This window comes from Streptomyces sp. HD (genome assembly GCF_028369295.1).
Classification (GTDB): domain Bacteria; phylum Actinomycetota; class Actinomycetes; order Streptomycetales; family Streptomycetaceae; genus Streptomyces.
On the sequence record NZ_JAQMYP010000027.1, the window covers coordinates 88,191 to 112,142 of the forward strand.

Below are 23,952 nucleotides of genomic sequence, written 5' to 3' on the forward strand. Positions count from 1 at the left end.
GGGGGGCGAGGACTGGAGGGGGAGGGCTGAGGGGTTCGAGGACTGGGGGGCGAGGACTGGAGGGGGAGGACTGGGGGGTTCGAGGACTGGGGGTTCGAGGTGGCCGGTGTGGGCCGCGGACCTGGGGGTTCGAGGTGGCCGGTGTGGGCCGCGGACCTGGGGGATGACGCGGGCGCGGCCCTCACCGGCCGGCACCTGGCCGCCCTGGAGGAGTGGGCTATCGCCGGGCGCGGCCCAGGAGTTCGACGACGCGCATGTAGCCGTCCGTGCCGTGGCCGAGGGCGACGACGCGGCGGGCCAGGCCTTCGGCGGCGCGGATCACGTTCGCCTCGATGCCGTGGGACTCGGAGGCCTCGACGATGTGGGCCATGGTCGAGACGGCGGACGTGATGGGGTTGAGTTCGCCGGAGTAGGTGCGGTCGTCGACGTCGCCCGCGAACTCCTCGAAGAGCGCCGGCAGGATCGCGCTGATGCCCTGGGCGAACGGGGCGAGTTCCCGCGCGGTGATGCCCTCGGCCTGGGCCACGGCCACGGCGTGCGCGTAGCCGGCCATCGCCGTCCAGAAGATGTCGAGCAGGGCGATGTCGTAGGCGGCGGCGCGGCCGATGTCCTCGCCGAGGTGGGTGTGGGTGCCGCCGAGCGCGTCGAGGACGGGCCGGTGCTCGCGGTAGAGCTCCTCGGGGCCGCTGTGGATGAACACCCCGTCGGCCGTGCCGATCGTCGTGGTCGGCGTCATGATCGCGCCGTCCAGGTAGCGGACGCCGTGCGCGGCGGCCCACTCGGCCGTGTCCCGGGCGCGGGCCGGGGTGTCGGCGGTCAGGTTCACGACCGTACGGCCCTTGAGCGCGTCGGTCACCGCGTCCTGCCGCAGAACGGCGTCGGCGGCGTCGTAGTTCACCACGCAGACGACGGTCAGCGCGCTGGCGGCGACCGCCTCCGCCGGGGACGCGGCCGACGTGGCACCACGGTCGAGGAGCTCCCCGTCCCGCCCGGGCGTGCGGTTCCAGACGGTGACCCGCAGCCCCGCGTCCAGGAACGCACCCGCCAGGGCGCGGCCCATCGGGCCGAGACCGAGGACGGTGACGGCGGATTCGTGGTCGTGGGTGGGCATGACTCAACTCCTTGTAAGGTGGCGATAATTGATGACAAAAGGGGTGGGGAAATGTCGCATCGACGCCATGACCCGAACGTGTGCGGGGTGACCGCCGCGATCGCCGTGATCGACGGCAAGTGGAAGACGTCGCTGCTGTGGCTGCTGGAGGACGGCCCCGGCCGTCCGGCGGAACTGCGCCGTCGGCTGCCGGGCCTCAGCGAGAAGGTGCTGACGCAGGCGTTGCGTGAGATGGAGGCGGACGGGCTGGTGCACCGGAAGGTGTACGACGTCCTGCCGCTGAAGACCGTCTACTCCCTGACCGACTTCGGCCGCGACCTGGCCGAGGCCGTGGCTCCGCTGTCGGAGTGGGGGCATCGACGTCTGGAGAGGATGGCCGAGAGCGAGGGCGAGAGCCGGTCGGCCTGATCCGGGTGGTCACCTCCGTCCGATGGGGTGTGTGTACTGATGGGGTGTGTGTACTGATGCGGTGCGGGTGCCTTGTCGATCACCCGCATCCAGGTTCGGACGTTTGGCGGCCGGTGCCAAGTACCCACAAATAAGTGGGTACTCGTGGGCCCCCGGGTGTGCCGGTGGTGCTCAAGTCCTGGGCCGGCGGGCCTCCTTCACCTCGCGGGCGACCGCCCAGGGGTCCGCGACCGGGCCCACATGGCCCAGCTTGTCGGGGTTCTGCACCGAGCGGACCATCTGGATACGGCCGTCGAGGACATCGAGGGCCAAGGCGTTGACCACCTTGCCGTCCCGGTCGCGGAGTACGGCGCCCGGCTGGCCGTTGACCTCGTGCGGCTCCATCGTCACGTCGATCCGCATCAGCAAGGGGAAGTTCGAGGCCAGCACCCGGGCCACGTTGTCGGCGCCGAAGATGCTCCTGGCCAGCTGCGGTGCCTTGCCGCCGCCGTCGCCGACCAGCTGGACGTCGGCGGAGAGCAGCGCCCGCAGCCCGTCGACGTCGCCCTCCCGCAGCGCGTCGAAGAACCGTGCCGCCAGCTCCTCCCGTTCCCGCCGGTCCGCCTCGAAACGGGGGCGCCCGGCGGCCATGTGCCGTCGCGCCCGTACCGCGAGCTGACGGCACGCCGCCTCCGAGCGGTCCACCGCCGACGCGACCTCGGGGAAGCCGAACCCGAACACCTCGCGCAGCACGAAGACCGCGCGCTCCAGCGGGCTGAGCCGTTCGAGCAGCAGCAGGGCCGCCATCGACACCGAGTCGGCCAGCTCCGCCGAGCGCGCCGGGTCCTCGTACGGGTCGCTGAGCAGCGGCTCGGGCAGCCACTGCCCGACGTACGTCTCCCGTCGGACGCGGGCCGAGCGCAGCACGTCGATCGAGATCCGGGTCACCACGGCCGAGAGGAACGCCTTGGGCGAGGCGGGCCGGGTCGGGGAGGTCTCGTAGCGCAGCCAGCTCTCCTGGACGGCGTCCTCGGCCTCACTGACGCTGCCGAGGATGCGGTAGGCGATCGCGAACAGCATCGGCCGTAGCTCCTCGAACTCCTGGGTCCGGGAGACGCCTTCTTCTGTTCGGGTCACGTCAGTTCCTCCTTGAAACCCTGGCGCCACGACGGGTAGCGCAGCTCCCAGCCGAGTTCCCGCCTGGCCCTGGCGTTGGAGAAGCCGCGGCCCTCGGTCATCAGGGTCACCGCGAACTCCCCGGCCAGCAGCTTGGCCAGCCACCTGGGAACCCGCATCGGCCGTTTCGCCCCCGCGGCCGCGGCCAGATACGGCAGCCAGTCGCGGACCTGCGCGGGCTCGTCGTCGACGATATTGAACACGCCCCTCGCCTGCTGTTCCACGACGAGGACGGTGGCGCTCGCCGCATCGTCGAGGTGCACCCACGAGTTCCAGCCGCTGCCGTCCCCCACGAGCGGGAACTTCCGCTTGCGCACGAACTCGACCACGTCGTCACTGGCGCCCGGCCCGTAGAAGCCGCCGTAGCGCAGGACCGTGCCGCCGGCCTTGGTCACCACGTCCTGGATGTGCAGGACACCCGCCGAGATCCGCTGCGCCATCGTGCCCGTGCCCGGGTCGATCGGGTCCTCCTCGGTCAGCAGCCCGGTGCCGGGCCCGTAGCTCTGCGCGAAGCTCTGCACGACGACGTGGGATACCCCGGTTGCCTCGGCGGCGGCCAGCAGATGGTCCGTCCCCTCGATGCGCAGCCGGTTGGTGGTGGCGAAGGACCGGTCCGGGTGCCGCATGTCGGCCTTGCCGGAGATCGCGGTCATCTCATGCACGATCGCGTCCGGCCGCGCCGCGGCCACGGCCTCACCGACCGACATCCCGTCCAGCCCGTTCATCACCACGCCCTGTGCGCCCAGCTCCTCCAGCAGCCCCAGCTTGGCCGCGCTCGTCGTGGTGGCCGTCACCTGATGCCCCCGCGCCACGAGCTGCGGCACCAGCCGCCTGCCCAGAGCCCCGGTCCCTCCTGCCACGAACACCCGCATGTCCCTCACCTTCCCGATGCCGAAGTCTGTCTCTGAAACCTGGGACGAGACAGGGCGGGCGGTTGTGACATGAGGGTGGTGTGGCGGTCGGTCACCGGCGGGTGTGGCGGTCGGTCACGGGGGCGGTGTGGCGGTCGGTCACGGGGATGGTGCGGTGGTCAGGACCCGCGTCACGAAGGCGGCCAGGTCGGCTCGCAGCCGCTCGCGGGGCATGTGCTCTCGGTCGACCAGGTGGTCGACGAGGTCGGCACGGACGGCGGCGAGCAGGGCGTGTGCCGCGAAGTCGCCGCCGTCGAAGCCGGGGAGCCGCTCCAGTACGCGGCGGAGTGTGCCGTGCCACCAGTCGTAGTGCTCCGCGCTGTAGGGGCTGTCGGTGCCCGCCGCTTCCAGTGCCAGGGAGAGGTGCCGGTGGTCGAGCTTGAAGCACAGGACCGCGTCGAGCAGTGCGAGGGCGCGTTCCATCGGCGGGGTGTCCGGTCCGAGCGGGCGCGGGCCGTCCGTGATGGCCTGGCGAATGGGTTCGAGCCGGGCTTCGTAGAGCGCGCGGATCAGTCCGGTGCGATCGGTGAAGCCGCGGAAGAGGGTCGCTTTGCCGACGCCGGCCGCGACCGCGATGTCGGCCATGGTCACCTGCTCGGGCCGGTCGCAGCTCGCGAAGAGCCGGTCGGCGGCCGCGAGAACCGCCTCACGGTTGCGTACGGCGTCCGCGCGGGGCTTGCGTTCGGGCACGGTGTTCCTCCGGTTGCATAAACGGACCCGGGGTCCGTATCGTGGCGAAGCGTTAAGCGGACCCGTGGTCCGTATCGTATCGGAAGGAGCCCGCATGCCCACGCTCGCGCAACCGGCTGACCTGTACCGCCACGGCCTGCAGTTGCTGCTCGACAAGGACATCCCCGCCTGGGTCGACCTGTGGGACGAGGACGGTGTCTTCGAGTTCCCGTTCGCTCCCGAGGGGTGGCCGCGGCGGCTGGAGGGCAAGGCCGCCGTGTTCGACTACATGCGCGACTACCCCGACCACATCGACCTTCACGACTTCCCCGACCTGAAGATCCACCAGACCCTCGACCCGGAGACGATCGTGGTCGAGATGCGCGGGGTCGGGCGGCTGGTCCCCAGCGGTGACCCCTTCGACATGACCTACGTCGCCGTTGTCTCGGTCGCGGACGGCCGTATCACGCACTACCGCGACTACTGGAACCCGCTCGGCATTCCCCAGAGCGGCGCCGCCGGCTTCACGCGGGGGGACCGATGACCATGCCGCCCGTCACCGTCCTGGTCCTCGGGGCCACCGGCACCACCGGCAGCCGGGTGGCCCGGGGCGTCGCCGCCCGAGGGCACCGGGTCAAGGCGGCCCGACTCGACGTCCGCTTCGACTGGTTCGACCGCTCGACCCATGAACAGGCCCTGACCGGCGCGGATCACGTCTACCTCGTCCCGCCCCTGGCCTCCGCGACCCCGGCCGACATCATGCTTCCCTTCCTGGAGCGGGCCCGGGCCTGCGGAGTGCGCCGAGCCGTACTGCTCAGTTCCTCGGCGATCCCCGCCGGAGGCCCGGCCGTGGGCCAGGTGCACCAGGCGCTGCCCGCCCTGTTCGACGAGTGGGCGGTACTACGGCCGTCCTGGTTCATGCAGAACTTCACCGGCGACCATCTGCACGCCCGGAGCATCCGCGAGGAGGGGACGATCCGGACGGCGGCGGGCGCGGGGCGCGTGGCCTTCGTCGACGCCGACGACATCGCGGCCGTGGCCACGCACGCGCTCACCGACGTCCACGCCCCCAACACCGATCTGGTCATCACCGGCCCGGAGGCGCTCAGCCACACCGACGTCGCGACCATCCTCGGCGAGGTGACCGACCGCACCGTCACGCACCGGCAGTTGACGTACGAACAGCTCCGCGATCAGCTCGCCCGGTCGATGCCTCCCGAGTTCGCGGCCATGCTCGCGGGCATGGACAGATCCATCGCCGAAGGAGCCGAGGACCGCACCACCGACACCGTCCTCCGCGTCACGGGCCGCCCGCCGCGCAGCTTCCGTACTCATGTGGAGCAGGTGACCGGACGGCCGTCGGGTCGCGTGTGAGGAGGTGCGGTGCGGGTGAGAGGCGGTGCGGGTGAGAGGCGGTGCGGGGGTGGTGCGGTGCGGGTGGTGGTGCGGTTCGGTGCGGGTGGGGCCTTTCGGACGCCGGTGAAGGCTCCTGCTGGAAGGCCGGGTCGCCCGCCGCTGTTCATTGCCGCTGTTCATTGCCGCTGCTCACCGCCGCTGTTCAGTCCTGGGTGGTGCCCCGGGCGATCCGGTCGACGATCTCGGCGGCCCGCTCCGGGTGCTCCTCGAACCAGCCGTCGAGACATTCCCGTACGGCCTCCCCGACGCAGGCGCGCACCTCGGGGTTGCCCAGCAGGCCGATGGTGGCGCCGAGGAACTCGGGACGGTCCAGCTTCACCGACACGACCGCCGTCAGACCCTCGCCGATCCGGTCGGCCACGGGACCGGGACCCACCTCCACCGCCGTCAGCAGCCCCCGCTTGCGCGCGTACGAGGTGACCGCGGCCGCCACCCCGTCGCGGAAGCCGTCCACGTGCGTGCCGCCCTGGGGCGTGGCCCGGCTGTTGGCGAAGCCGCGCACCCGCTCCTCGCGGGAACCGTTCCAGCGGGTACCGCTCCACAGGAAGGCCACCTCCATCGTCCCCGCCATCCGCGGGTCCTCCCGCTCGAAGCCGATGACGTCCGGATGGAGGGACGCCCCCGCCTCCGCGTCGAGGGCGGACACGAAGTCCCGTACCCCGTCCGGGAACCGGAACCGCACCACCCGGGCCCCTCCCGCCGGGCGTTCGTCCGTCAGCGAGATCTCCAGCCCCCGGTTGAGGAAGGCCACCTGCCGGAAACGCTCTGCCAGCACGGCGAACGAGCACGACGTCGTCTCGAAGATCCCGGCATCGGGCCAGAAGGCGAGAGTGGTCCCACTGCCGGTCGCGGGCCCCGTGGCGGAGGGCGGGGTGAGAGCGGTCGGGGTGAGAGCGGGCGGGGTGAGGGCGGTCGGGATGAGAGCGGGCGGGGCGAGAGCGACACCGCGCGCGTACTCCTGCGTCCGCCGGACCCCCTCGCGCCGCACCTCCGCCGTCAGCCAGCTCGACAGCGCGTTGGCCACGAAGAGCCCCACACCGAAATGGCCCACGCCTACGAGGTGCTGGCCACTGGGCTCGGACCCGGCGCACATGCTGGTCAGCAGCGCTTCGAGACCCGGGCTGCCGACGTCCCCGGCGGCCGGGGCCTCGAAGGCGGCCCCCGGCCCGTCGTCGGCGACCCGCACACCGCCGTCGGACATGAGTGTGACGTCGACGCGACCGGCTCCCGCGCGACCGGCACCCGTGGCCGACACCTCGTTCACCGCCCGGCCCACGACCTCGAACACCAGCTGATGCAGGCCGCGTTCCGTGACCGAGCCGACCCACATCCCGGGCCGCTTGCGAACGGCCTCCCGCCCCTCCAGCACCTCGATCCGGGCAGCGTCGTACTCCATGCCATCCCCACTCACGAAGACCCCTCCCATGGCGTCCGGCAGATCTCCCCAGCCTAGAAAGAATTCAGGAAAACGCCAGGTCAGGGCCGTTTCGCTGAGCCCGTGGACGGGCGGTTGAGGCCCTGCCGGGGGATGGCCGACCAACGAGCACGCACCACACCCGAAGCGGCCCCCGATGCCCCGCCGAGGCCGTGTACGCCCCCGTTCCGGACGCCCCTGAGGCCGCCGATTCCGGCATGCGGCAGGCGCCCTCACAGCGAGTCGGCCGATGAGTTCGGGCGGGGGCGCGAGTCTGTAGTGATGGACCGCTGTAGGACGTCGTGGGACGTCGTACGAAGTTGAAGGACGTCACGGGACGTCGTCAGCGCGCTGCCCGACACGACGTACAAGACGCCGCCCACAAAGCACACCACGGAGGAAGCCATGACGCCCACGCCCGACGAGCCCAACGCCGCCGCGCTGCCCGGCCGCCCGCCCGTCGTAGACCTGGCCACCTGGCAGGCAGCCCGTGACGAGCTGCTGGTCCGGGAGAAGGCCCACACCCGGGAGGGCGACGCCATCGCCGCGGCCCGCCGCCGGTTGCCGATGGTGGAGTTCGACGGGACGGTCGAGGTCGTCGGACCCGACGGCCCGGTTCCGTTCCTGGACCTGTTCCAGGGCCGCGACGAGCTCGTGGTCTACAAGCACATGTGGTACGACGGCGCCCCGCACCAGGGCCAGTGCGAGGGCTGCACCACCACGGCCTGGCACCTGAAGGACGCCGTCTACCTCAACGCCCGCGGCGTCTCGTTCGCCATCCTGACCACGGGCGCCTGGAACGAGGTGGCCTCCTATGTCGAGTTCATGGGCTACACCCAGCCCTGGTACTCGGTGCGCGGCGTGGACGGACCGGCCGGCGGCGACATGGGCTACCTCACCTGCTACCTGCGCGACGGCGACCGCGTCTTCCTCACCTACTCCACGACCGGCCGCGGCAACGAGTGCGCCAACGGCTCCCTCGGCCTGCTCGACATGACGCCCTACGGCCGCCGCGAGGCGTGGGAGGACGACCCCGAGGGCTGGCCCGAGGCCCCTGAGGCCGGCGCCCCGGTCGGTGGGCACGGCGCACCGATCTGCTGGTACTGGCGCTCGGACGCGGACGCCAACGCCGCCTGGGGCCCGACCAGTCGCCCCGTCCCCCAGTGGACCCGCCCCGGCGCCACCCCCGTACAGACCCTCGGCCGACACGGCAACCACCACTGACGCCGACGACGCCACTGACGCGCCTTCGCCTTCGCCTTCGCTGTCGCTGTCGCTGTCGCTGTCGCTGTCGCCGTCGCCGTCGCCGTCGGCACAAGGTGTTTGGGCGCCGGTCGAGGCGCATGCGTTCAGCCGTCGGGGTGTTGGGGCGTCGGGGTGCCGGGGTGTCGTCGAGGACCCGCGTCAGGACGGGGCGAGGACGCAGAACTCGTGGCCCTCCGGGTCGGCCAGGCACGTCCACGGGACGTCGCCCTGGCCGACGTCGAGGTCGGTGGCGCCGAGGGCCCGCAGCCGGGCCACCTCCGCCGCCTTGTCGTCACCGGGGTACGGCAGCAGGTCAAGGTGGACGCGGTCCGGCACGGTCTCCGCACCGGGCGTGCGGAGGAACTCCAGATACGGGCCGACCCCTTTGGCGGAGCGCAACGACGCGTGTTCGTCGGCCACCTCGTGCAGGGCCCAGTCCAGCGCCTCGCCCCAGAACCGCGCCATGGCCCGCGGATCCGCACAGTCGACCACCACCGCGGCGACCGGCCCGGTGTCCCGGTAGATCTCCCGAGGCTCCAGCACGCAGAACTCGTTCCCCTCGGGGTCGGCGAGGACCGTCCACGGTACGTCGCCCTGGCCCACGTCGGCGGGCGTCGCACCGAGGGCCTCCAGACGTGCGACCAACTCCGCCTGATGGGTCGCGGAGGTGGTGGCGAGGTCGAGATGCATACGGTTCTTGGCCGTTGTCCTGGGTTCCGGGACAGGAACGACATCGATGCCGATGACGACCGGATCCGGCCAGACGAGCCCGCCGGCGGGCCCGACGTAGGTGGTCACGCCGGGGCTGTGGGCACTCCAGCCGAGCGCCTCCGCCCAGAACCGGCCGACCGCCGCGGCATCGAGGGCCTTGATGATCACATGCACGGGTCGCAGCGCCATGCCGACGATCCTAGGCACCCGCGACGTGGTGTGACTGAGCGCTTGAGTTGGCGGATGAGTGCTTGAGTTGGCGGGTGAGCGTTTCAATTGGCGAGGAGATCCTCGTCACTGTAGGTGGCGAGCCTGGAGGCGTACTCGCTCAGTGCAGTGGCCCGCAGTGAGTGGATGACGCTGGCTCGTTCATGGTCTTGGCGGCCTGGGGAGCGGTGAGGGTTTGGGAAGCCAGTGCGATCAAGGCCGCGCTGGTGGCAGCCTCCGGCGGCGGGCTGTCGAGCGCGTGAATGGTGATGGCCGGCCGTCCGTCTTGTCTGCGGATGCTCACCGCCTGGAGACGGTTGTCGAGAAGGGTGGCGATGGCGTCGAGTTGACGTGAGAGGGCGATACCCGGCGAAGCCGTCGCGCCGGAGAAGAACCCAGGTACTACCTACCCGCGCGGGTGAGGGGGCGCCTGTACGGGCACCCCCTCACGGTCCGGATCGGGCATGCGAATCGGTGATCTGCTGGAGGAAGCGGTGTTGCGCTCAGCAGGTCGGCCTTGTGTTCACCAGGACAGCAGGGCGCAGCCGTTGCCGCCGGATCCGCCCGCGCCGCCGAAGGCGCTTCCCCCGCCAGCCCTTTGGCCGTCGGTGCCGCCGGAGGCGCCCTTGCCGCCGGCGCCGCCGGCGCCTCCGCCGCCCCCACCGCCTCCAAAGCCGCTGCACTGCGCGGGGATGGGCGGAGCGTAGGAGTTGCCAGGGCTGACACCGGCGCCGCCTGGGTTGACGCCGCTGTACCCAGCACCGTCGCCGCCTCGATTGCCCGGGGTCCCGCTGCCGCTCTTGCCCCTGCAATTAGCCCCGTATACGTCGACGCCCAGACCATCTCCGCGGGCGCCGCCGTGGGTAACACCGTCGCTGGAGCTCTGTCCGGTGCCGCCGTGACCGCCGCCGCTGTACCCTTCGCCGCCCTTGCCCGCCACACCTTCCGTGCCAGGGCTGCCGGGGCTGCTGCCGCCGCCTGCGCCCCCTCCTGTACCGGTCTGATCGCCGACGCCGGGGGCGCCGCCTCCGCCGCCGGCACCGATGCCGCCTCCGTATGCGGTGGCCAACTCGGTGCCGTCAGGGGTTTTGATCCTGGTCATGCCGCCGACGCGTGGCGCCGACGCTCCGCCTTTGCCGCCCCGGACACCGTTCTGGCCTCCGCCGCCGCCTGAGCCACCGGCACCTACCATGACGGTCAGCGACTTGTTGCTGGACACATCGATCACGCAGCTGTACACATAGCCTCCGCTGCCGCCCCCGCCGCCGGCCCCGCCGGCGCCTCCCCCGATGGCGGAGGAACCATTGGCGCCGGCCTGCCCCCAGCCTCCGGCCCCGCCGCCACCGCCACCGGCGCCGACGAGGTTGACGGTGACCTCGGTGACGCCCTGCGGGATGGTGCAGCTGTACGTGCCAGGAGTGGTGTAGGTCTTGGCACAGTCAGCGGCGTACGCCGCTGACTGCCCCAGGGGCACCAGCAGTGCACCGGCCATCGCGATGGTTGCCACTGCTGAGACGACCGGACGGGCAAATCTCGTGCCGCCCGGGATGTCAGGGATTGGTGTCGCATGCTGAGGCGTCATGATCTCTCTCCTGGGGTCGGTGATGTTGTCGTGCGGTGCCGGAAACCGCTGGTCCGGCCCGGACGCCCGTGCTCGCGGCGCCGAGCCCGCCACCAGGGCGGGGCCCCGCGGGTGGGGGCAGCATGTTGGTGCAGAGAAAGCGAGGCCCACCTCACCTGGACCTTGAGGCCGTGGTCGGCCGCAGACGCCGGATGGGATGGAGCGCAGGAGGCCTCCTGGACGCAAGAGGGAGGACTGGCTCATGGGAGACGGTCAGGACCGGTGCAGGCTCCCCTGCCTCAATTGCGAAAAACGGCTCACCGGCTCAACCACTCTCGCGAGTGGTCAGTTTCCGGCCACCGCGAGACTTGTCTGGGGGTCGAAAGGTAGGCATGCAGGTCACGTGCCTGATCGGGAGTGCGGGCAAGTAGGGCACGTGTGGGAAACGTTTTGGGCGAACGTTTCCCACACGTCCGCTCGGTCTCTGGAGCAGGCCCGTGCTCGCGGGCGAGCAAGCAGGCGGCGTTGAAGTCGTTTACGGGGCGGCCGTGCGGTCGTGGCGTGGCGCACTTTTGCAAGCGGGTGCTTGCAATAGTTAGCGAGGGTGCGGCAAGGTAGAGGCATGGCATCGCTCAACGTCGGCAATCTCGGCGACTATCTGCGTGAGCAGCGGCGCAACGCGCAGCTGTCACTGCGGCAACTCGCCGATGCCGCCGGGGTGTCCAATCCGTATCTGAGTCAGATCGAGCGCGGGCTGCGCAAGCCGAGCGCGGAGGTGTTGCAGCAGGTCGCCAAGGCGCTGCGGATCTCCGCCGAGACGCTGTACGTGCGCGCCGGCATCCTCGACGCCGAGCGGGACCGGGACGAGGTGGAGACGCGCGCCGTCATCCTCGCCGATCCCACGCTGAACGAGCGGCAGAAGCAGGTGCTGCTCCAGATCTACGAATCCTTCCGCAAGGAGAACGGGTTCGGGATACCCCCCGAGGCAGTCGTGCCGGCCGAGACCCTCGGCTCGGAACCGGGCACCCGGGACAGCGATGACCACCGCGACGGAGCGGTGGACGCCCAGGGCGGCGACACCGCCGTACGCCGCGGCCGCACGACCCGTACAGCCCGCACGGATGGCGCGGACGGCACGAACGGCGCGGCCGACGGCGGCCGCAAGTCCGCCACGCGCCGCACCCGCACCACCAGCAAGACGAGCAAGACCAGCAAGACCGGCAACACGAGCAAGACCCGCAAGACCCGCACGACCGGTACGTCCGACGGCAGCGACGCCGACCCGGAGAACCCGACCAGCCCACAGCAGTCGGCCGGCTGACGATGCACCGCCGTACGCGCGCCCAGTGCCACCGCACAACGGACGCACGGCACGCATGGCTCGAATGGCATGCACGGCACGCACCGGCACCGACCGGCGCGCATCGGCGAGCAGCCGCACGGCACTCGTCCGGCGTTGTTCGGGTACCCGTCCGGCCGACCGCGGGATCCAAAACCCTCACCTGAAAGCAACCCGGGAGGACCATCACCATGGCCATCGCCGACGACCTGCGTAAGACCCTCAGCGACCCGACCCCGCTCTACTTCGCCGCCGGTACGGCCGACCTCGCCTACCAGCAGGCCAAGAAGGTGCCCGGTCTGGTGGAGCAGCTGCGCGCCGAGGCGCCGGCTCGTATCGAGGCCGTTCGCGGCACCGACCCGAAGGCCGTCCAGGAGAAGGCCACGGCCCGTGCCAAGGAGGCCGGTGCCAAGGCCAAGGAGGCCCAGGAGAGCATCCAGACCAAGGTCAACGAGTTCATCACCAGCCTGGACGCCGACATCAAGAAGCTCGGCAGCAGCCTCGACGCGGACTTCAAGAAGTTCGGCAGCAGCCTCGACGCCGACCTGAAGAAGCTCGGCGAGACCGCCCAGGACATCGCGCTGCGCGGTGTCGGCGTCGCCGCCGAGTACGCCGTGAAGGCCCGCGAGACCTACGAGAAGGTCGCCGAGCACGGCGAGCAGGCCGTGAGGACCTGGCGCGGCGAGGCGGCCGAGGAGATCGAGGAGCTGGCCGTGGCCGTCGAGCCCAAGGCCGAGCCGGTCGAGGTCAAGGAGGACAAGGCCGGGCCGCAGTCCGCCGAGGCCAAGCCCGCCGCCGAGGCTCCGGCGAAGAAGACCACCGCCAAGAAGACCACGGCCCGCAAGACCACCGCCAAGAAGACGACGCCGCCCGCCAAGTAGCACGTACGGGTGAAACGGGGCTGTTCGACACGGGCCGGGCACTTACGGAGTGCTCGGCCCGTTGTTCGGGTAGCGGTCCTGAGGTTGCGGGTACGGTGACCGCGTAGGTACGAGCCGAATCGGGTGGTGGACGTTGTGCTGATGCAGGGCTTCGCGGGGTTCATGTGGCTGCTGAGCATGGCCCTGATCCTTTTCAGCGGCTTCGCGCTGATCGACGCGGCCATGCGCCGGGAGGACGCCTACCGAGCGGCCGACAAGCAGACCAAGCCGTTCTGGATGATCATCCTCGGCATCGCCTTCGTGGTGAACCTGATCTTCAACATCCTGTCGTTCCTGCCGATCATCGGCCTCATCGCGACGATCGTGTACATGGTCGACGTCCGCCCCGCGATCAAGAGCCTCCCGGGCGGCGGCCGCAGCCGGAGAGGCTCCAGCAGCGACGGCCCGTACGGCCCGTGGAACGGCGGCCGCTGATCAGTGCCGCTGCACGGCAGCGCCCCTCAAGGGGCGCGGGGAACTGCGCGACCAGCCACAACGCACCCGCAGACGGCATACAGGCAGGAACCTCCAACGGCGAGTCCCCGCCTCATGCCCCACGGTCGAGCAGCAGCACGGCCACGTCGTCCGTCAGCTCACCACCATTGAGGTCCCGCACCTCATTGACAGCGGCCCGCAGCAGCGCCTCCCCGCTCAACCCCTCGGAGAGCTGGCGGCGGACCATCTCCACCATGCCGTCCTGCCCGAGCCGCTCCCGCCGCCCCTCGCCGACACGCCCCTCGATCAAGCCGTCGGTGTAGAGCATCAGGCTCCACTCCGCCCCCAGCTTCACCTCCATACGAGGCCAGCGTGCGCCGGGCAGCAGACCGAGTGCGGGACCGTTGTTGTCGTACGGCAGCAGCTGCGCCGGCCGCCCGGCCCGGGCGAGCAGCGGCGACGGATGCCCCGCCAGGCACAGCCCGGCCCGTCGGCCGTCCGGTGCGATGTCCACCGTGCACAGGGTCGCGAAGATCTCGTCGTCGGCACGCTCGTGCTCAAGGACCTTCTGCAGCGTCCCCAGCAGCTCGTCCCCGCACAGCCCGGCCAGGGTCAGCGCCCGCCAGGCGATCCGCAGCTCCACGCCGAGGGCCGCCTCATCGGGCCCATGCCCACAGACGTCACCGATCATGGCGTGCACGGTGCCGTCGGCCGTACGGACGACGTCGTAGAAGTCTCCGCCCAGCAGCGCACGCGAGCGCCCCGGCCGATACCGCGCGGCGAACCGCAGCGACGAGCCCTCCAGCAGGGGCGTGGGCAGCAGCCCGCGCTCCAGACGCCGGTTCTCCTGGGCCCGCATCCGGCCCTCGGCAAGGCGCCGCTCGGCCGTGTCGGAACGTTTCCTCTCCACGGCGTAGCGGATCGCACGGCTCAGCAGCCGTGCGTCCAGTTCGTCCCGGAAGAGGTAGTCCTGCGCGCCGACGCGCACGGCCTCGGCGCCGCGCTCGGCGTCGCCGGAGGCGGTGAGGGCCAGGACGGCGTGCCGGGGCGCGAGCTCCAGGACGTGCTTGAGCACGCCGAGCTCGTCCTCGTCACCGGTTCGGCCGGCCGCCGGCAGTGCCAGGTCCAGCAGGATGCAGTGGACGTCGTCGGTGAGCAGCCGCTCGGCCTCGGTGAGGTTGCGGGCGGTGCGCACGCGGATCGGCTTGCCGGTCGAGTCGAGCATCTCGGGCACGAGCGCGGATCCGCCGGGATCGTCCTCGATCAGCAGCAGCGTCAGGTTGGTGTGGGTGGTGTTCTCGACCGTCTCGTCCTTACGCGGAGCCTCTTCCTTGGAGGTGCCGCCTGGGGACGCGGCCGGCGCCTGACCACTCTCCACGGCCGGGATGGCTCTCTGCCGCGGTATGGGTAGGGGCATCGTCTTGAGTTCCTTCCCTCCCCCTGAGGGCGTGGTGGCAACGAGGGACCTCGATCCACCGACGGGGACCATAGCGGTAGTCGGCGCCGCAACGGAATGGTGTGAGGCACGCCGCCTGGACACCAGCCGCTGTCATATGCCGCGTTCCCTACCGCAGTTGGACAGGGTGGCCGAGGGGTCGGGATGACGAACGTCACGTCCACGCCGGGTTTGCACAGGGATGAGGCGTGGGGTGGGTCACGTGGCGCGAGTCACCATTCGCCCATCACAAGCCCCCCTGAATCACCCCGCATCGGGCCGAACCACCCCGAGGATCGGCATCGACCCGGCCCCCGCGACGGTCACCGTCCGCCCGGGGCGCGGGGCGTGGATGATGGCGCCGTCGCCGATGTACATGGCCACATGACTGGCGTCGGCGTTGTAGATGATGAGATCGCCGGGGCGCATGTCCTCGACGTCGATGCGCTTCAGCTGCTTCCACTGCTCCTGCGAGGTCCGCGGAATCCCCTGCCCGGCGCTGGCCCAGGCCTGTGACGTCAGCCCTGAGCAGTCGTATGTCTTGGGCCCTTCGGCGCCCCATTCATACGGTTTGCCCAACTGCTCCGTGGCGTACTCGACGGCCTTGCGTCCCTCTTCGGACGCCTTGCCCTTGATGTCGTCCAGGATGCCGGAGTCCAGCCAGGCGGTCTGCGCCTTGTGGGCGGCCTCCTTCTCCAGCTCGGCGAGGCGCTCCTTCTCTTCCTTCTCCAGCCGGGATTCGAGCTGTTCGGCCGCCTTGATCTGCTTCTCGATCTTCTTCTGGGCGGCAGCCTTCGTCTTGCGGCCCGCCTCCAGCTTCTGCCACTGGGCGGAGGCGTCCTTGGCGTACTGCTCCAAGTCCTGCTGGGTGCGGGTCATTTCGCCCAGCAGCCCCTTGGTCGCGCGCTCACCCTGCAGCACCCGGCCGGCGCCTTCGAGGAACTCCTGCGGATCGTCGCTGAGCATCAGCTTGGTCTCGTCGGACAGCCCGCCCGAGCGGTACTGGGCGGCGGCCGCGGCGCCGGCCCGCTTCTTCAACTCGGCCAGCCGCTCCTGCCCTTGGACGATCTTCTTCGCCAGCGCGACGATCTGGGCGGACTGCTTGTCGGCCGCCTCCTCGGCGGCGTTGTACTCGTCGGTGGCGACGGCCGCGGAGTGGTAGAGCTTCTCCAGCTTCTCGCGGACGGCCTCAAGGTCCTTGTTCGACACGGGAGTCGGGGACTTGGCGGGCGACGCACTCGGTGAGGGGCTGGGCTCGGGTGCCGCGAACGCCGTACCCGGCGCCGCCAGCACGGTGACCGCGCAGACGACGGTCACGGCCACTAGGACGCTGCGCCTGCCCAGTGAGAGGGTGCGCCTGTCCGGTCCCATACCCCTGCCCCCAAACCTGATTTACCGTCAGTAACATGCGGACGCCTGGGGGATCGTGCCATGCCGTGGCGCAAAACGACAGAGGCAGTGACTCCCTCCCCCATTCCATCCGTCGTACGCCGAACTCCCCGCCTTTGTGACGAACGACTCGCGGAGATCGTTCCCCGCAGCTCACAGCGTCAGGCCCGGGGTGCCAACGCCTCCCACCGCACGGTCACTTCCCCCTGCCGCCACCGTCCGGGCCCGTCCGCCACCGGCCAGTCGCCCGCGAGATCCCGCACCGCCCGTATCCAGCGCTGCCGGGCGCCGTAGGACGCATAGGGCGCGGCAGCGGCCCACGCCCGGTCGAAGTCACGCAGAAACGCATGCACGGGCTCACCGGGAACATTGCGATGAATAAGAGCCTTGGGCAGCCGCTCGGCAAGATCCGACGGCCGCCCCAACGACCCCAGCCGCGCGGCGAAGGTCACCGTCCGAGGCCCCTCCGGCCCCAGCGCGACCCACACATGCCGCCGCCCGACCTCATCACAGGTCCCCTCGACAAGCAGCCCTCCACGCGACCCACTCCCCGGATCAGCAGGCGCCAGCCGGCCGCACAACCGCTCCCAGACCCCGGCGACCTCCCCCTCCTCGTACTGCCGCAAAACATTCGCGGCCCGCACAAGCACCGGCCGCCGAGAAACCGGAATCTCGAACCCCCCGTGCCGAAAGACAAGCCCTTCCCGCTCATACGGCTTCGCGGCGGCGACCCGAGCGGGTTCGATCTCCACGCCGACGACACGCGCGCGGGGCGCGACGGAACGTAGCCGCCCGAGCAGCTCGACGGCCGTCCAAGGGGCGGCGCCGTACCCAAGATCAATGGCAACGGGATCGACGGCCCGCCGAAGCTCGGCCCCATGCACATGGGCGATCCACCGATCCATCCGGCGCAGCCGATTGGGATTGGTGGTCCCGCGCGTAACCGTTCCCACGGGGCGGGCGGAGGCGCGGGCTGTCATACACACGAGGGTATGCGCACCCTCTGACCGCAAAGCGCAACGCGAACCCCCACCGAAGGGCGGCAGGCCACCGAAGGCATGCAAGCCCAGGCACCCCAACGCAACCCCAACGCACCTCGCGTCCGAACAGTTGAGCGACCCCCGGTAATTCCTAGGCAAAAACCACCCCGCCCGGAATGGGAACCCCTCCCTCCACTGTTGCACCCCCGTGGAGGGCCCCACACCCTCCGCCAGGCATGCCCGCAGCCAAGGAGGAACGCCACGTGAGCCAGTACGTAAGCAGGCTCGGGCGACGCTCCCCGGCCGCCCACCCGCGGCTCAGGCTCCACCGCCGCCCCCGCCGCGTAGCCATGCTCTCCGTGCACACCTCACCCCTCCACCAGCCCGGCACCGGCGACGCGGGCGGCATGAACGTCTACATCGTCGAGCTGGCACAGCGCCTCGCCGCGATCAACATCGAGGTCGAGATCTTCACGCGCACAACGGCCACCGACCTCCCCCCGGTGGTCGAGCTGTCCCCCGGCGTCCTGGTCCGCCACGTGGACGCGGGCCCCTACGAGGGCCTCGCCAAGGAGGACCTCCCCGCCCAGCTCTGCGCCTTCACCCACGGCGTCATGCAGGCCTGGGCCGGCCACCGCCCCGGCTACTACGACCTGGTCCACTCCCACTACTGGCTCTCCGGCCACGTGGGCTGGCTGGCCGCCCAGCGCTGGGGCGTCCCGCTGGTGCACGCGATGCACACCATGGCCAAGGTCAAGAACGCCAACCTCGCGGACGGCGACACCCCCGAACCGGCGGCCCGGGTGATCGGCGAGACCCAGATCGTCGCGGCGGCGGACCGCCTGATCGCCAACACGGCCGAAGAGGCGGACGAACTCGTACGCCACTACGCGGCCACCCCCGACAAGGTCGCCGTGGTCCACCCCGGCGTAAACCTCACCCGCTTCGCGCCCGCCGACGGCCGAGCCGCGGCCCGCGCCCGCCTCGGCCTCCCCCAGGATGCCCTGATCCCCCTCTTCGCGGGCCGCATCCAGCCCCTGAAGGCCCCGGACATCCTCCTCCGAGCCGTGGCGGTCCTCCTCGACGAGCACCCCGAGCTGCGCTCCCGCATCCTCGTCCCGATCGTCGGCGGTCCCAGCGGCAGCGGCCTCGCCAAGCCGGAGGGCCTGCAGAAGCTCGCCGCCCGCCTGGGCATCGCGGACGTCGTACGGTTCCGCCCACCCGTCGGCCAGGAGCAGCTCGCGGACTGGTTCAGGGCGGCATCACTGCTGGTCATGCCGTCGTACAGCGAGTCCTTCGGCCTGGTGGCCATCGAGGCGCAAGCGGCCGGCACACCCGTACTGGCCGCAGCGGTCGGCGGCCTGCCCGTCGCGGTCCGGGACGGACACACCGGATTCCTGGTCCAGGGCCACAACCCGGCCGAGTACGCGCGCGTGCTGCACGCCTTCGCCGACGACCCGCACCTGTCCCCGCGCATGGGCGACGCGGCCGCCCGGCACGCCCAGTCCTTCGGCTGGGACGCCTCGGCCGCCGCCACCGCGGACGTCTACATCGCCGCAGTTCATGCCCACCGGCGTCGCGTACGCTCCCACCATGGCTGACGCACCCGACGTACAGAAGACGGCGCAGGTCGTCGAGGGAGCCCTGAAGGACGCCGACCTGGAGTGGGAGAGCCCCGCTCCCGGCAACTACGTCGTCAAGCTCCCCGGCACGCACAAGCTGTCGACCACGGTCTCCCTGATCGTCGGCCGCCATTCCCTCTCCCTCAACGCCTTCGTCATCCGTCACCCCGACGAGAACGAACCCGGCGTCCACCGCTGGCTCCTGGAGCGCAACCTCAAGCTGTACGGCGTCAGTTACGCGGTGGACCGGCTCGGCGACGTCTACGTCACCGCCAGACTCCCGCTCGCCGCGGTGACCCCCGACGAGATCGACCGCCTCCTCGGTCAGGTCCTGGAGGCGGCGGACGGCGCCTTCAACACCCTCCTCGAACTCGGCTTCGCCTCCGCGATCCGCAAGGAGTACGAGTGGCGGGTGGCACGCGGCGAGTCGACACGCAACCTGGACGCGTTCACTCACCTGACCCAACGTCCTTCCGAGTGACGTAAAAGTCCGAACCAACTCACCCCGCGCAACCCCTTCCACGCCCCCGAGGTGCCGTGGCATGCTCACGGCCACCGCACTTCTGAACGTCGTTCACATCCATGAAGAGCCGCATGGAAGGGCGTACGGACATGGGCAACGCGCATCTCACCAGACGAACCCTGCTCGGCGGAGCCACAGCCGTGGCACTCGGCGCGACGACGGGCACGTCCCGCGCGGCTGCCGCCGAAGTCCCGCCCCACCGCACCGAAGTCCCGCCCCTCTGGCACGAGTTCACCCGCGCCCCCTTCACCCACCCCCAGATCCCCTACGTCGGCCGAGCCGGCTGTCGCAGCGGAGCGCGCCGCTTCCCCCGCCGCCGCGTCATCGCGGACGTCCGCGACTTCGGCGCCACCCCCGACGGCGCGACCGACTCCGCCCCCGCGATCAACCGTGCCATCGCCGCCGCCGGAAGGGCAGGCGGTGGCACGGTGACCATCCCGCCCGGCACGTTCCGCATCGACGACGTGATCCGCGTCGGCCACTCGAACGTGGTCCTCCGCGGCGCGGGCAGCACCCGCACGAAGCTCCACGCGACGCACAGCCTCACCGACCTGATAGGCCCCTACGGCTCCCGTTACGGCGGCGACAAGTCGGCCTGGTCCTGGGCGGGCGGCCTGCTCTGGCTGGCCCCCGAGGCCCGCTGGAACTCCCTCGTCGCCGCGATCAGGGCGAAGACCTGGCCCTTCGAGGGCTGGACGGGCAACCGACGCGACGAGTGGCGCCCGCTCGCGACGCTGGCCCCCGCCCGGCAGGGCGACAGGACCGTGACGGTCCCGCCCACTTCGCCGCTCCCTGCAACGCTGCGCCCCGGCGCCCTGGTCCTGCTCCGCCTCGCCGACGACGCGGGCCACACCCTCCTGGAGCACATGTGCGGCGGCGGCCCGGGACCCGAGGCGTACACCTGGGACGACAAGACGAAGCTGACGTCATACGTCCCCTACGAATGGCCGGTCCGCATCACCCGGATCAACGGCCGCGAGATCACCCTCGAACGCCCGCTCCCGCTCGACCTGCGCCCGGAGTGGACCCCGCAACTCACAACCCACACCCCCGAGTTGACGGGATCTGGCGTCGAGGGCCTGACCCTGGAGGCAGTGGAGACTCCCCAACAGCCCCACCTCCTCGACAAGGGCCACAACGGCGTAGTCCTCCAGTGCGCCTACGACTGCTGGGTGGACGACGTCACCGTCCGCCACGTCGACAACGGCTTCGGCCTGGTCGCGGCCTCCGCCTGTACGCTCCGGCACACGCGCGTGGCGGGCCGCGGCGCCCACCACCCCTACTTCTGCCGCGAGGGCTCGCACGACAACCTGATCGAGGACTTCACGATCGAGGCCCGCACGACACCGGCCCCCTCGAACACTCAGCTCCACGGCATCAACGTCGAGGGTCTGTCCTCCCGCAACGTCTGGTCACGCGGCGACATGCGCATGGGCACCTTCGACAGCCACCGCGGCCTGCCGTTCGCCAACGTCCGCACCGACATCACCGTGCACAACGACGGCCGCCACGGCGGCGACGCGAGCGCGGGCCCGCTGTTCGGCGCGCGCTTCACGCACTGGAACGTCCGGGTGACGAACGGCCGGGCCGGCATGATCCGCCTCGACGGCCTGGCACCGTACTCCGCCACCGTGGGCCTGAACGAGGTCACGGACTTCGACCAGATCGACGTACCCGACCTCCCCGGCGACCTCCACTCCCGCCTGGAGTTGTACGGCACCACGGACGCCGTACGCCCGCGCAATCTGTACGACGCTCAGCGCGCGCTGTCGCGATAGCGCCCCGGCGGTACCCCCACCAACTTCCGGAAGTGCCGGGTGAGATGGGACTGGTCGTAGAACCCGGTCGCCGTTGCCACCTCGGCCGGCGACCGGCCCTCCAGGAGCAGCCGACGGGCGCGGTCGACGCGGCGGGACATCAGGTACTGGTGCGGGGCGATGCCGTACGCGGTGCTGAACGACCGTACGAGATGGGCGGGATGGGCGTGCAGCAGCCCGGTCGCCTCGTCGAGGGCGAGGCCCTGTACGACACGCTCGTCGAGGAGTTCGCGCAGCCGGCGGGCGAGGGCCGGGTCGCGGCGCGGGACGTCGGTGACCGTCCTCGGCCGCAGGTGGGTGCGCAACCGGTCGCCGATGAGGGTGAGCCTGCTGTCGGCCTCCAACTCGTCACCGGGGTGGGCGAGGGCGGTGTGCAGCCGGCCGACGCGTCGCCGGAGCACCGGGTCGCGCAGGTCGGGGGAGTCGACCGCCGGGCCGATCAGATCGTCGCCCAGCCGGGTGCCGTCCAGGTACAGGACGCGCTTGCGGAAGCCGTGCGGGGTGGCGGGGGAGCCGTTGTGGGGGATGTGCGGCGGGAGCAGGGAGACCGTGTCGTGCGGGGTGCCGTGTTCATGCCGGTCGAGGTCGTAGCGGACGGCGCCGTCGTCGACGATCAGCAGCGTCCAGGCCTCGTGGACGTGCATTGGATACGCGTACTCGGTGAAGTGGGCGTGGAACACCTCGGTGACGCCCGGGACGGAGGGGCGCCACGCGGAGACTTCCCGGCGGTTCCGAGCGGCGGCCATGCAAAGAACGTACAAGACGGTGTCGGACAGCGGTCGGCAGTCTCGTCCCATGAGCACTGAACCCATCCGTTTCGACACGAAGATCGCCGTCCTGCTGCGCGAGGACCTGGAGACCTGGCAGCGACTGAACGTCACCGCGTTCCTGGTCAGCGGCCTGGGCACGCAGCTGCCTGAAGTGATCGGCGCCCCCTACGAGGACGCGGACGGCGTCCCCTACCTGCCGATGTTCCGCCAGCCGGTCCTGGTCTTCGAGGGCACGAAGGAGACCCTGACGACGGCCCACGCGCGCGTGCTGTCCCGTTCCCTCCCGCGCGCGGTGTTCACCTCCGACCTGTTCACGACGGGCAACGACCGCGACAACCGGGCGGCGGTGCGGGCCGTGGGCACGGGGGAGCTGGATCTGGTGGGGCTGGCGGTGTACGGGCCGAGGAACGCGGTGGACAAGGTGATGAAGGGGGCGCGGATGCATCCGTGATGCGGGGATGCACCCGTGAGGGACGCCGCCCCTGTTCAGGCGGGGCTGGCCTCGGCCTCGGCCTCGGGCTTGGCCTTGGCCTTGGCCGCGGTGGATGCGCCCCCGTCGGCCGATGCCTCCGACCCCGCCTCGGCCTCGGCCGGCAGGCGGTGCATCAGGGCGCCGTATCCGACCGCCGCGACCGTCCCGACGACCGCGCACAGGCCCCACAGCCACTCGGCGCCGTAGTGGTCGATGACGTAACCGGACATGAGGGGGGCGACGAGGGCGGCGACGGACCAGGACAGGGTGTACATGCCCTGGTAGCGGCCGCGTCCGTGCGCGGGGGAGAGGCGGACGACGAGGCCGGTCTGGGTGGGCGCGTTCAGCATCTCGCCGAGCGTCCACACGCACACGGCCAGCGCGAAGACGCCGACCGACCCGGCGAACGCGGTGAGCCCGAAGCCGTATCCGGCGAGGAGGGAGGAGAGGACGAGCAGGCGCCTGGGGTCGCGGTGCTCGATGAAGCGGGTGACGGGGATCTGCAGGGCGACGATCAGGACACCGTTGACGGCGATGGCGAGCCCGTAGTCGGAGGGCGAGAACCCCGCCTCCCCCATCGCCACCGGCAGCCCCACCGAGCCCTGCTGGAAGACCAGGGCGACGAGGAAGGACAGCCCGACGACGCTCATGAAACGCCCGTCGCGCAGGACGGTGCCGAGCCCGACCTCGTCGGCCGCCTTCTCCGTCGCGGTGCGCTCGGGCCGCGACTCGGGCAGCTTGACGAACACCACGACCGCGCAGACGGCCGTCATACCGGCCTCGATCAGGAACCCGGAGAGATAGCTGACCTCGGCGATGAACCCGGCGGCCATGGAGGAGACGGCGAACCCGAGGTTGATGGCCCAGTAGTTGAGGGAGAAGGCGCGGACCCGGTCCTCGGGCCGGACGATGTCGGCCATCATCGCCTGCACTGCGGGCCGGGAGGCGTTGGAGGCGGCACCCACGAGGAAGGCGACGGCGGCGATGGCGACGGGGTGGTGCATGAAGCCGAGGAGCGCGACGGAGGCGGCCGTGGAGGCCTGCGCGATCAGCAGCGTGGGCCGCCGCCCGAGCCGGTCGGTCATCACGCCGCCCCCGATGGACGAGACGACCCCGCCCAGGCCGTGCAGCGCGGCGACGAGACCGGCGTAGGAGGCGGAGTAGCCGCGGTCGAGGGTGAGGTACAGGGCCATGAAGGTGGCGACGAATGCGCCGAGCCGGTTGACCAGGGTGCTGGTCCACAGCCACCAGAACTCGCGGGGGAGTCCGGAGACGGTCTCGCGGGTGGCACGCCTCAGGGCGGCGAGTGGCATAGGGGTCCCCCGGATACAGATGTAAGAAGCCAAAGCGGCCTCCGCAACTTACATAGGCCTGGCTTCGGGAAGCCACTCAATTAACAGATCCCGTCAACTGTCCGCCTGCTGGGCGGGCCCCCTGGGGGT

General features: G+C 71.0%; 23 protein-coding genes. 11 read left to right on the top strand and 12 right to left on the bottom strand.

Annotated elements, in window-relative coordinates; translation table 11 throughout:
• Positions 1 to 217: 217 nt before the first annotated feature.
• Positions 218 to 1,111, bottom strand: coding sequence for an NAD(P)-dependent oxidoreductase (locus POF73_RS25580; protein WP_272119542.1), 894 nt, complete (start codon positions 1,109 to 1,111; stop codon positions 218 to 220).
• 51 nt (positions 1,112 to 1,162) lie between these two features.
• Between POF73_RS25580 and POF73_RS25585 the strand changes: the two genes are divergently transcribed.
• Positions 1,163 to 1,519 carry a winged helix-turn-helix transcriptional regulator gene (locus tag POF73_RS25585; RefSeq protein WP_272119544.1) on the top strand — a complete coding sequence of 119 codons (357 nt, stop codon included), beginning with the start codon at positions 1,163 to 1,165 and terminating at the stop codon, positions 1,517 to 1,519.
• Between the two features lie 171 nt (positions 1,520 to 1,690).
• Here POF73_RS25585 and POF73_RS25590 read toward each other — a convergent pair whose 3' ends face one another.
• The 3 genes from POF73_RS25590 to POF73_RS25600 form a co-directional block, all read right to left on the bottom strand.
• Entirely contained in the window at positions 1,691 to 2,635 is a 945-nt protein-coding gene (locus POF73_RS25590; RefSeq protein ID WP_272119546.1) for an RNA polymerase sigma-70 factor, read from the bottom strand.
• A complete protein-coding gene (locus POF73_RS25595; RefSeq protein ID WP_272119548.1) occupies positions 2,632 to 3,546 on the bottom strand; it encodes an NAD-dependent epimerase/dehydratase family protein in 915 nt (304 codons plus the stop codon). The genes POF73_RS25590 and POF73_RS25595 overlap by 4 nt, the downstream gene beginning before the upstream one ends.
• Before the next feature lie 138 nt (positions 3,547 to 3,684).
• Positions 3,685 to 4,275 (bottom strand): TetR/AcrR family transcriptional regulator, encoded by a 591-nt coding sequence (locus POF73_RS25600; RefSeq protein WP_272119550.1) that lies wholly within the window; start codon positions 4,273 to 4,275, stop codon positions 3,685 to 3,687.
• A 94-nt stretch (positions 4,276 to 4,369) separates the two neighbouring features.
• On the opposite strand from POF73_RS25600, the gene POF73_RS25605 reads away from it, so the two are divergent.
• Positions 4,370 to 4,798 (top strand): nuclear transport factor 2 family protein, encoded by a 429-nt coding sequence (locus tag POF73_RS25605; RefSeq protein WP_272119552.1) that lies wholly within the window; start codon positions 4,370 to 4,372, stop codon positions 4,796 to 4,798.
• Positions 4,795 to 5,628: an NmrA family NAD(P)-binding protein gene (locus tag POF73_RS25610; protein WP_272119554.1), complete on the top strand. Its 834-nt coding sequence runs from the start codon at positions 4,795 to 4,797 to the stop codon at positions 5,626 to 5,628. Before POF73_RS25605 ends, POF73_RS25610 begins: the two co-directional genes overlap by 4 nt.
• 184 nt (positions 5,629 to 5,812) lie before the next feature.
• Here POF73_RS25610 and POF73_RS25615 read toward each other — a convergent pair whose 3' ends face one another.
• A complete protein-coding gene (locus POF73_RS25615) occupies positions 5,813 to 7,066 on the bottom strand; it encodes an ATP-binding protein (RefSeq protein ID WP_272119556.1) in 1,254 nt (417 codons plus the stop codon).
• A gap of 423 nt (positions 7,067 to 7,489) precedes the next feature.
• Between POF73_RS25615 and POF73_RS25620 the strand changes: the two genes are divergently transcribed.
• Positions 7,490 to 8,308 (top strand): DUF899 domain-containing protein, encoded by an 819-nt coding sequence (locus POF73_RS25620; protein ID WP_272119558.1) that lies wholly within the window; start codon positions 7,490 to 7,492, stop codon positions 8,306 to 8,308.
• Positions 8,309 to 8,488: 180 nt separating this feature from the next.
• On the opposite strand, the gene POF73_RS25625 is transcribed toward POF73_RS25620, so the two are convergent.
• On the bottom strand, positions 8,489 to 9,229 hold the full coding sequence (locus POF73_RS25625) for a VOC family protein (protein WP_272119560.1): 741 nt from the start codon (positions 9,227 to 9,229) through the stop codon (positions 8,489 to 8,491).
• A 541-nt stretch (positions 9,230 to 9,770) separates the two neighbouring features.
• Positions 9,771 to 10,754: a hypothetical protein gene (locus POF73_RS25630; RefSeq protein ID WP_272119562.1), complete on the bottom strand. Its 984-nt coding sequence runs from the start codon at positions 10,752 to 10,754 to the stop codon at positions 9,771 to 9,773.
• 676 nt (positions 10,755 to 11,430) lie between these two features.
• Here POF73_RS25630 and POF73_RS25635 point away from each other — a divergent pair.
• The 3 genes from POF73_RS25635 to POF73_RS25645 all read left to right on the top strand — a co-directional run bounded on the left by POF73_RS25635 (position 11,431) and on the right by POF73_RS25645 (position 13,502).
• Positions 11,431 to 12,129 carry a helix-turn-helix domain-containing protein gene (locus POF73_RS25635; RefSeq protein ID WP_272119564.1) on the top strand — a complete coding sequence of 233 codons (699 nt, stop codon included), beginning with the start codon at positions 11,431 to 11,433 and terminating at the stop codon, positions 12,127 to 12,129.
• Positions 12,130 to 12,338: 209 nt separating this feature from the next.
• Positions 12,339 to 13,028: a hypothetical protein gene (locus POF73_RS25640; protein ID WP_272119566.1), complete on the top strand. Its 690-nt coding sequence runs from the start codon at positions 12,339 to 12,341 to the stop codon at positions 13,026 to 13,028.
• A 141-nt stretch (positions 13,029 to 13,169) separates the two neighbouring features.
• Entirely contained in the window at positions 13,170 to 13,502 is a 333-nt protein-coding gene (locus tag POF73_RS25645) for a DUF2516 family protein (protein ID WP_272119821.1), read from the top strand.
• A gap of 112 nt (positions 13,503 to 13,614) precedes the next feature.
• Here the strand turns inward: POF73_RS25645 and POF73_RS25650 are convergent, their stop codons facing one another.
• From POF73_RS25650 to POF73_RS25660, 3 genes are all read right to left on the bottom strand, one after another.
• The gene (locus POF73_RS25650; protein WP_272119568.1) at positions 13,615 to 14,919 is read right to left on the bottom strand and encodes a PP2C family protein-serine/threonine phosphatase; all 1,305 of its coding nucleotides are present in this window, start codon (positions 14,917 to 14,919) and stop codon (positions 13,615 to 13,617) included.
• A gap of 282 nt (positions 14,920 to 15,201) precedes the next feature.
• Positions 15,202 to 16,308 carry a C40 family peptidase gene (locus POF73_RS25655; protein ID WP_272119570.1) on the bottom strand — a complete coding sequence of 369 codons (1,107 nt, stop codon included), beginning with the start codon at positions 16,306 to 16,308 and terminating at the stop codon, positions 15,202 to 15,204.
• Positions 16,309 to 16,487: 179 nt separating this feature from the next.
• On the bottom strand, positions 16,488 to 17,306 hold the full coding sequence (locus POF73_RS25660) for a class I SAM-dependent methyltransferase (RefSeq protein WP_272119572.1): 819 nt from the start codon (positions 17,304 to 17,306) through the stop codon (positions 16,488 to 16,490).
• Between the two features lie 263 nt (positions 17,307 to 17,569).
• Here POF73_RS25660 and mshA point away from each other — a divergent pair, with 263 nt between their 5' ends.
• The 3 genes from mshA to POF73_RS25675 all read left to right on the top strand — a co-directional run bounded on the left by mshA (position 17,570) and on the right by POF73_RS25675 (position 21,229).
• Positions 17,570 to 18,907, top strand: a complete 1,338-nt coding sequence (mshA, locus tag POF73_RS25665; RefSeq protein ID WP_272119574.1) for a D-inositol-3-phosphate glycosyltransferase — start codon at positions 17,570 to 17,572, stop codon at positions 18,905 to 18,907.
• Positions 18,900 to 19,409 carry a YbjN domain-containing protein gene (locus tag POF73_RS25670; protein ID WP_272119577.1) on the top strand — a complete coding sequence of 170 codons (510 nt, stop codon included), beginning with the start codon at positions 18,900 to 18,902 and terminating at the stop codon, positions 19,407 to 19,409. Before mshA ends, POF73_RS25670 begins: the two co-directional genes overlap by 8 nt.
• 113 nt (positions 19,410 to 19,522) lie before the next feature.
• On the top strand, positions 19,523 to 21,229 hold the full coding sequence (locus tag POF73_RS25675) for a glycosyl hydrolase family 28-related protein (RefSeq protein ID WP_272119579.1): 1,707 nt from the start codon (positions 19,523 to 19,525) through the stop codon (positions 21,227 to 21,229).
• Here the strand turns inward: POF73_RS25675 and POF73_RS25680 are convergent.
• Positions 21,208 to 22,014 carry a helix-turn-helix transcriptional regulator gene (locus tag POF73_RS25680; protein WP_272119581.1) on the bottom strand — a complete coding sequence of 269 codons (807 nt, stop codon included), beginning with the start codon at positions 22,012 to 22,014 and terminating at the stop codon, positions 21,208 to 21,210. The two genes, POF73_RS25675 and POF73_RS25680, sit on opposite strands and share 22 nt — an antisense overlap.
• A 49-nt stretch (positions 22,015 to 22,063) precedes the next feature.
• Here POF73_RS25680 and POF73_RS25685 point away from each other — a divergent pair, with 49 nt between their 5' ends.
• On the top strand, positions 22,064 to 22,489 hold the full coding sequence (locus POF73_RS25685; protein ID WP_272119583.1) for a DUF2000 domain-containing protein: 426 nt from the start codon (positions 22,064 to 22,066) through the stop codon (positions 22,487 to 22,489).
• A gap of 35 nt (positions 22,490 to 22,524) precedes the next feature.
• Here the strand turns inward: POF73_RS25685 and POF73_RS25690 are convergent, their stop codons facing one another.
• Entirely contained in the window at positions 22,525 to 23,823 is a 1,299-nt protein-coding gene (locus POF73_RS25690) for an MDR family MFS transporter (protein WP_272119585.1), read from the bottom strand.
• Positions 23,824 to 23,952 lie beyond the last annotated feature (129 nt).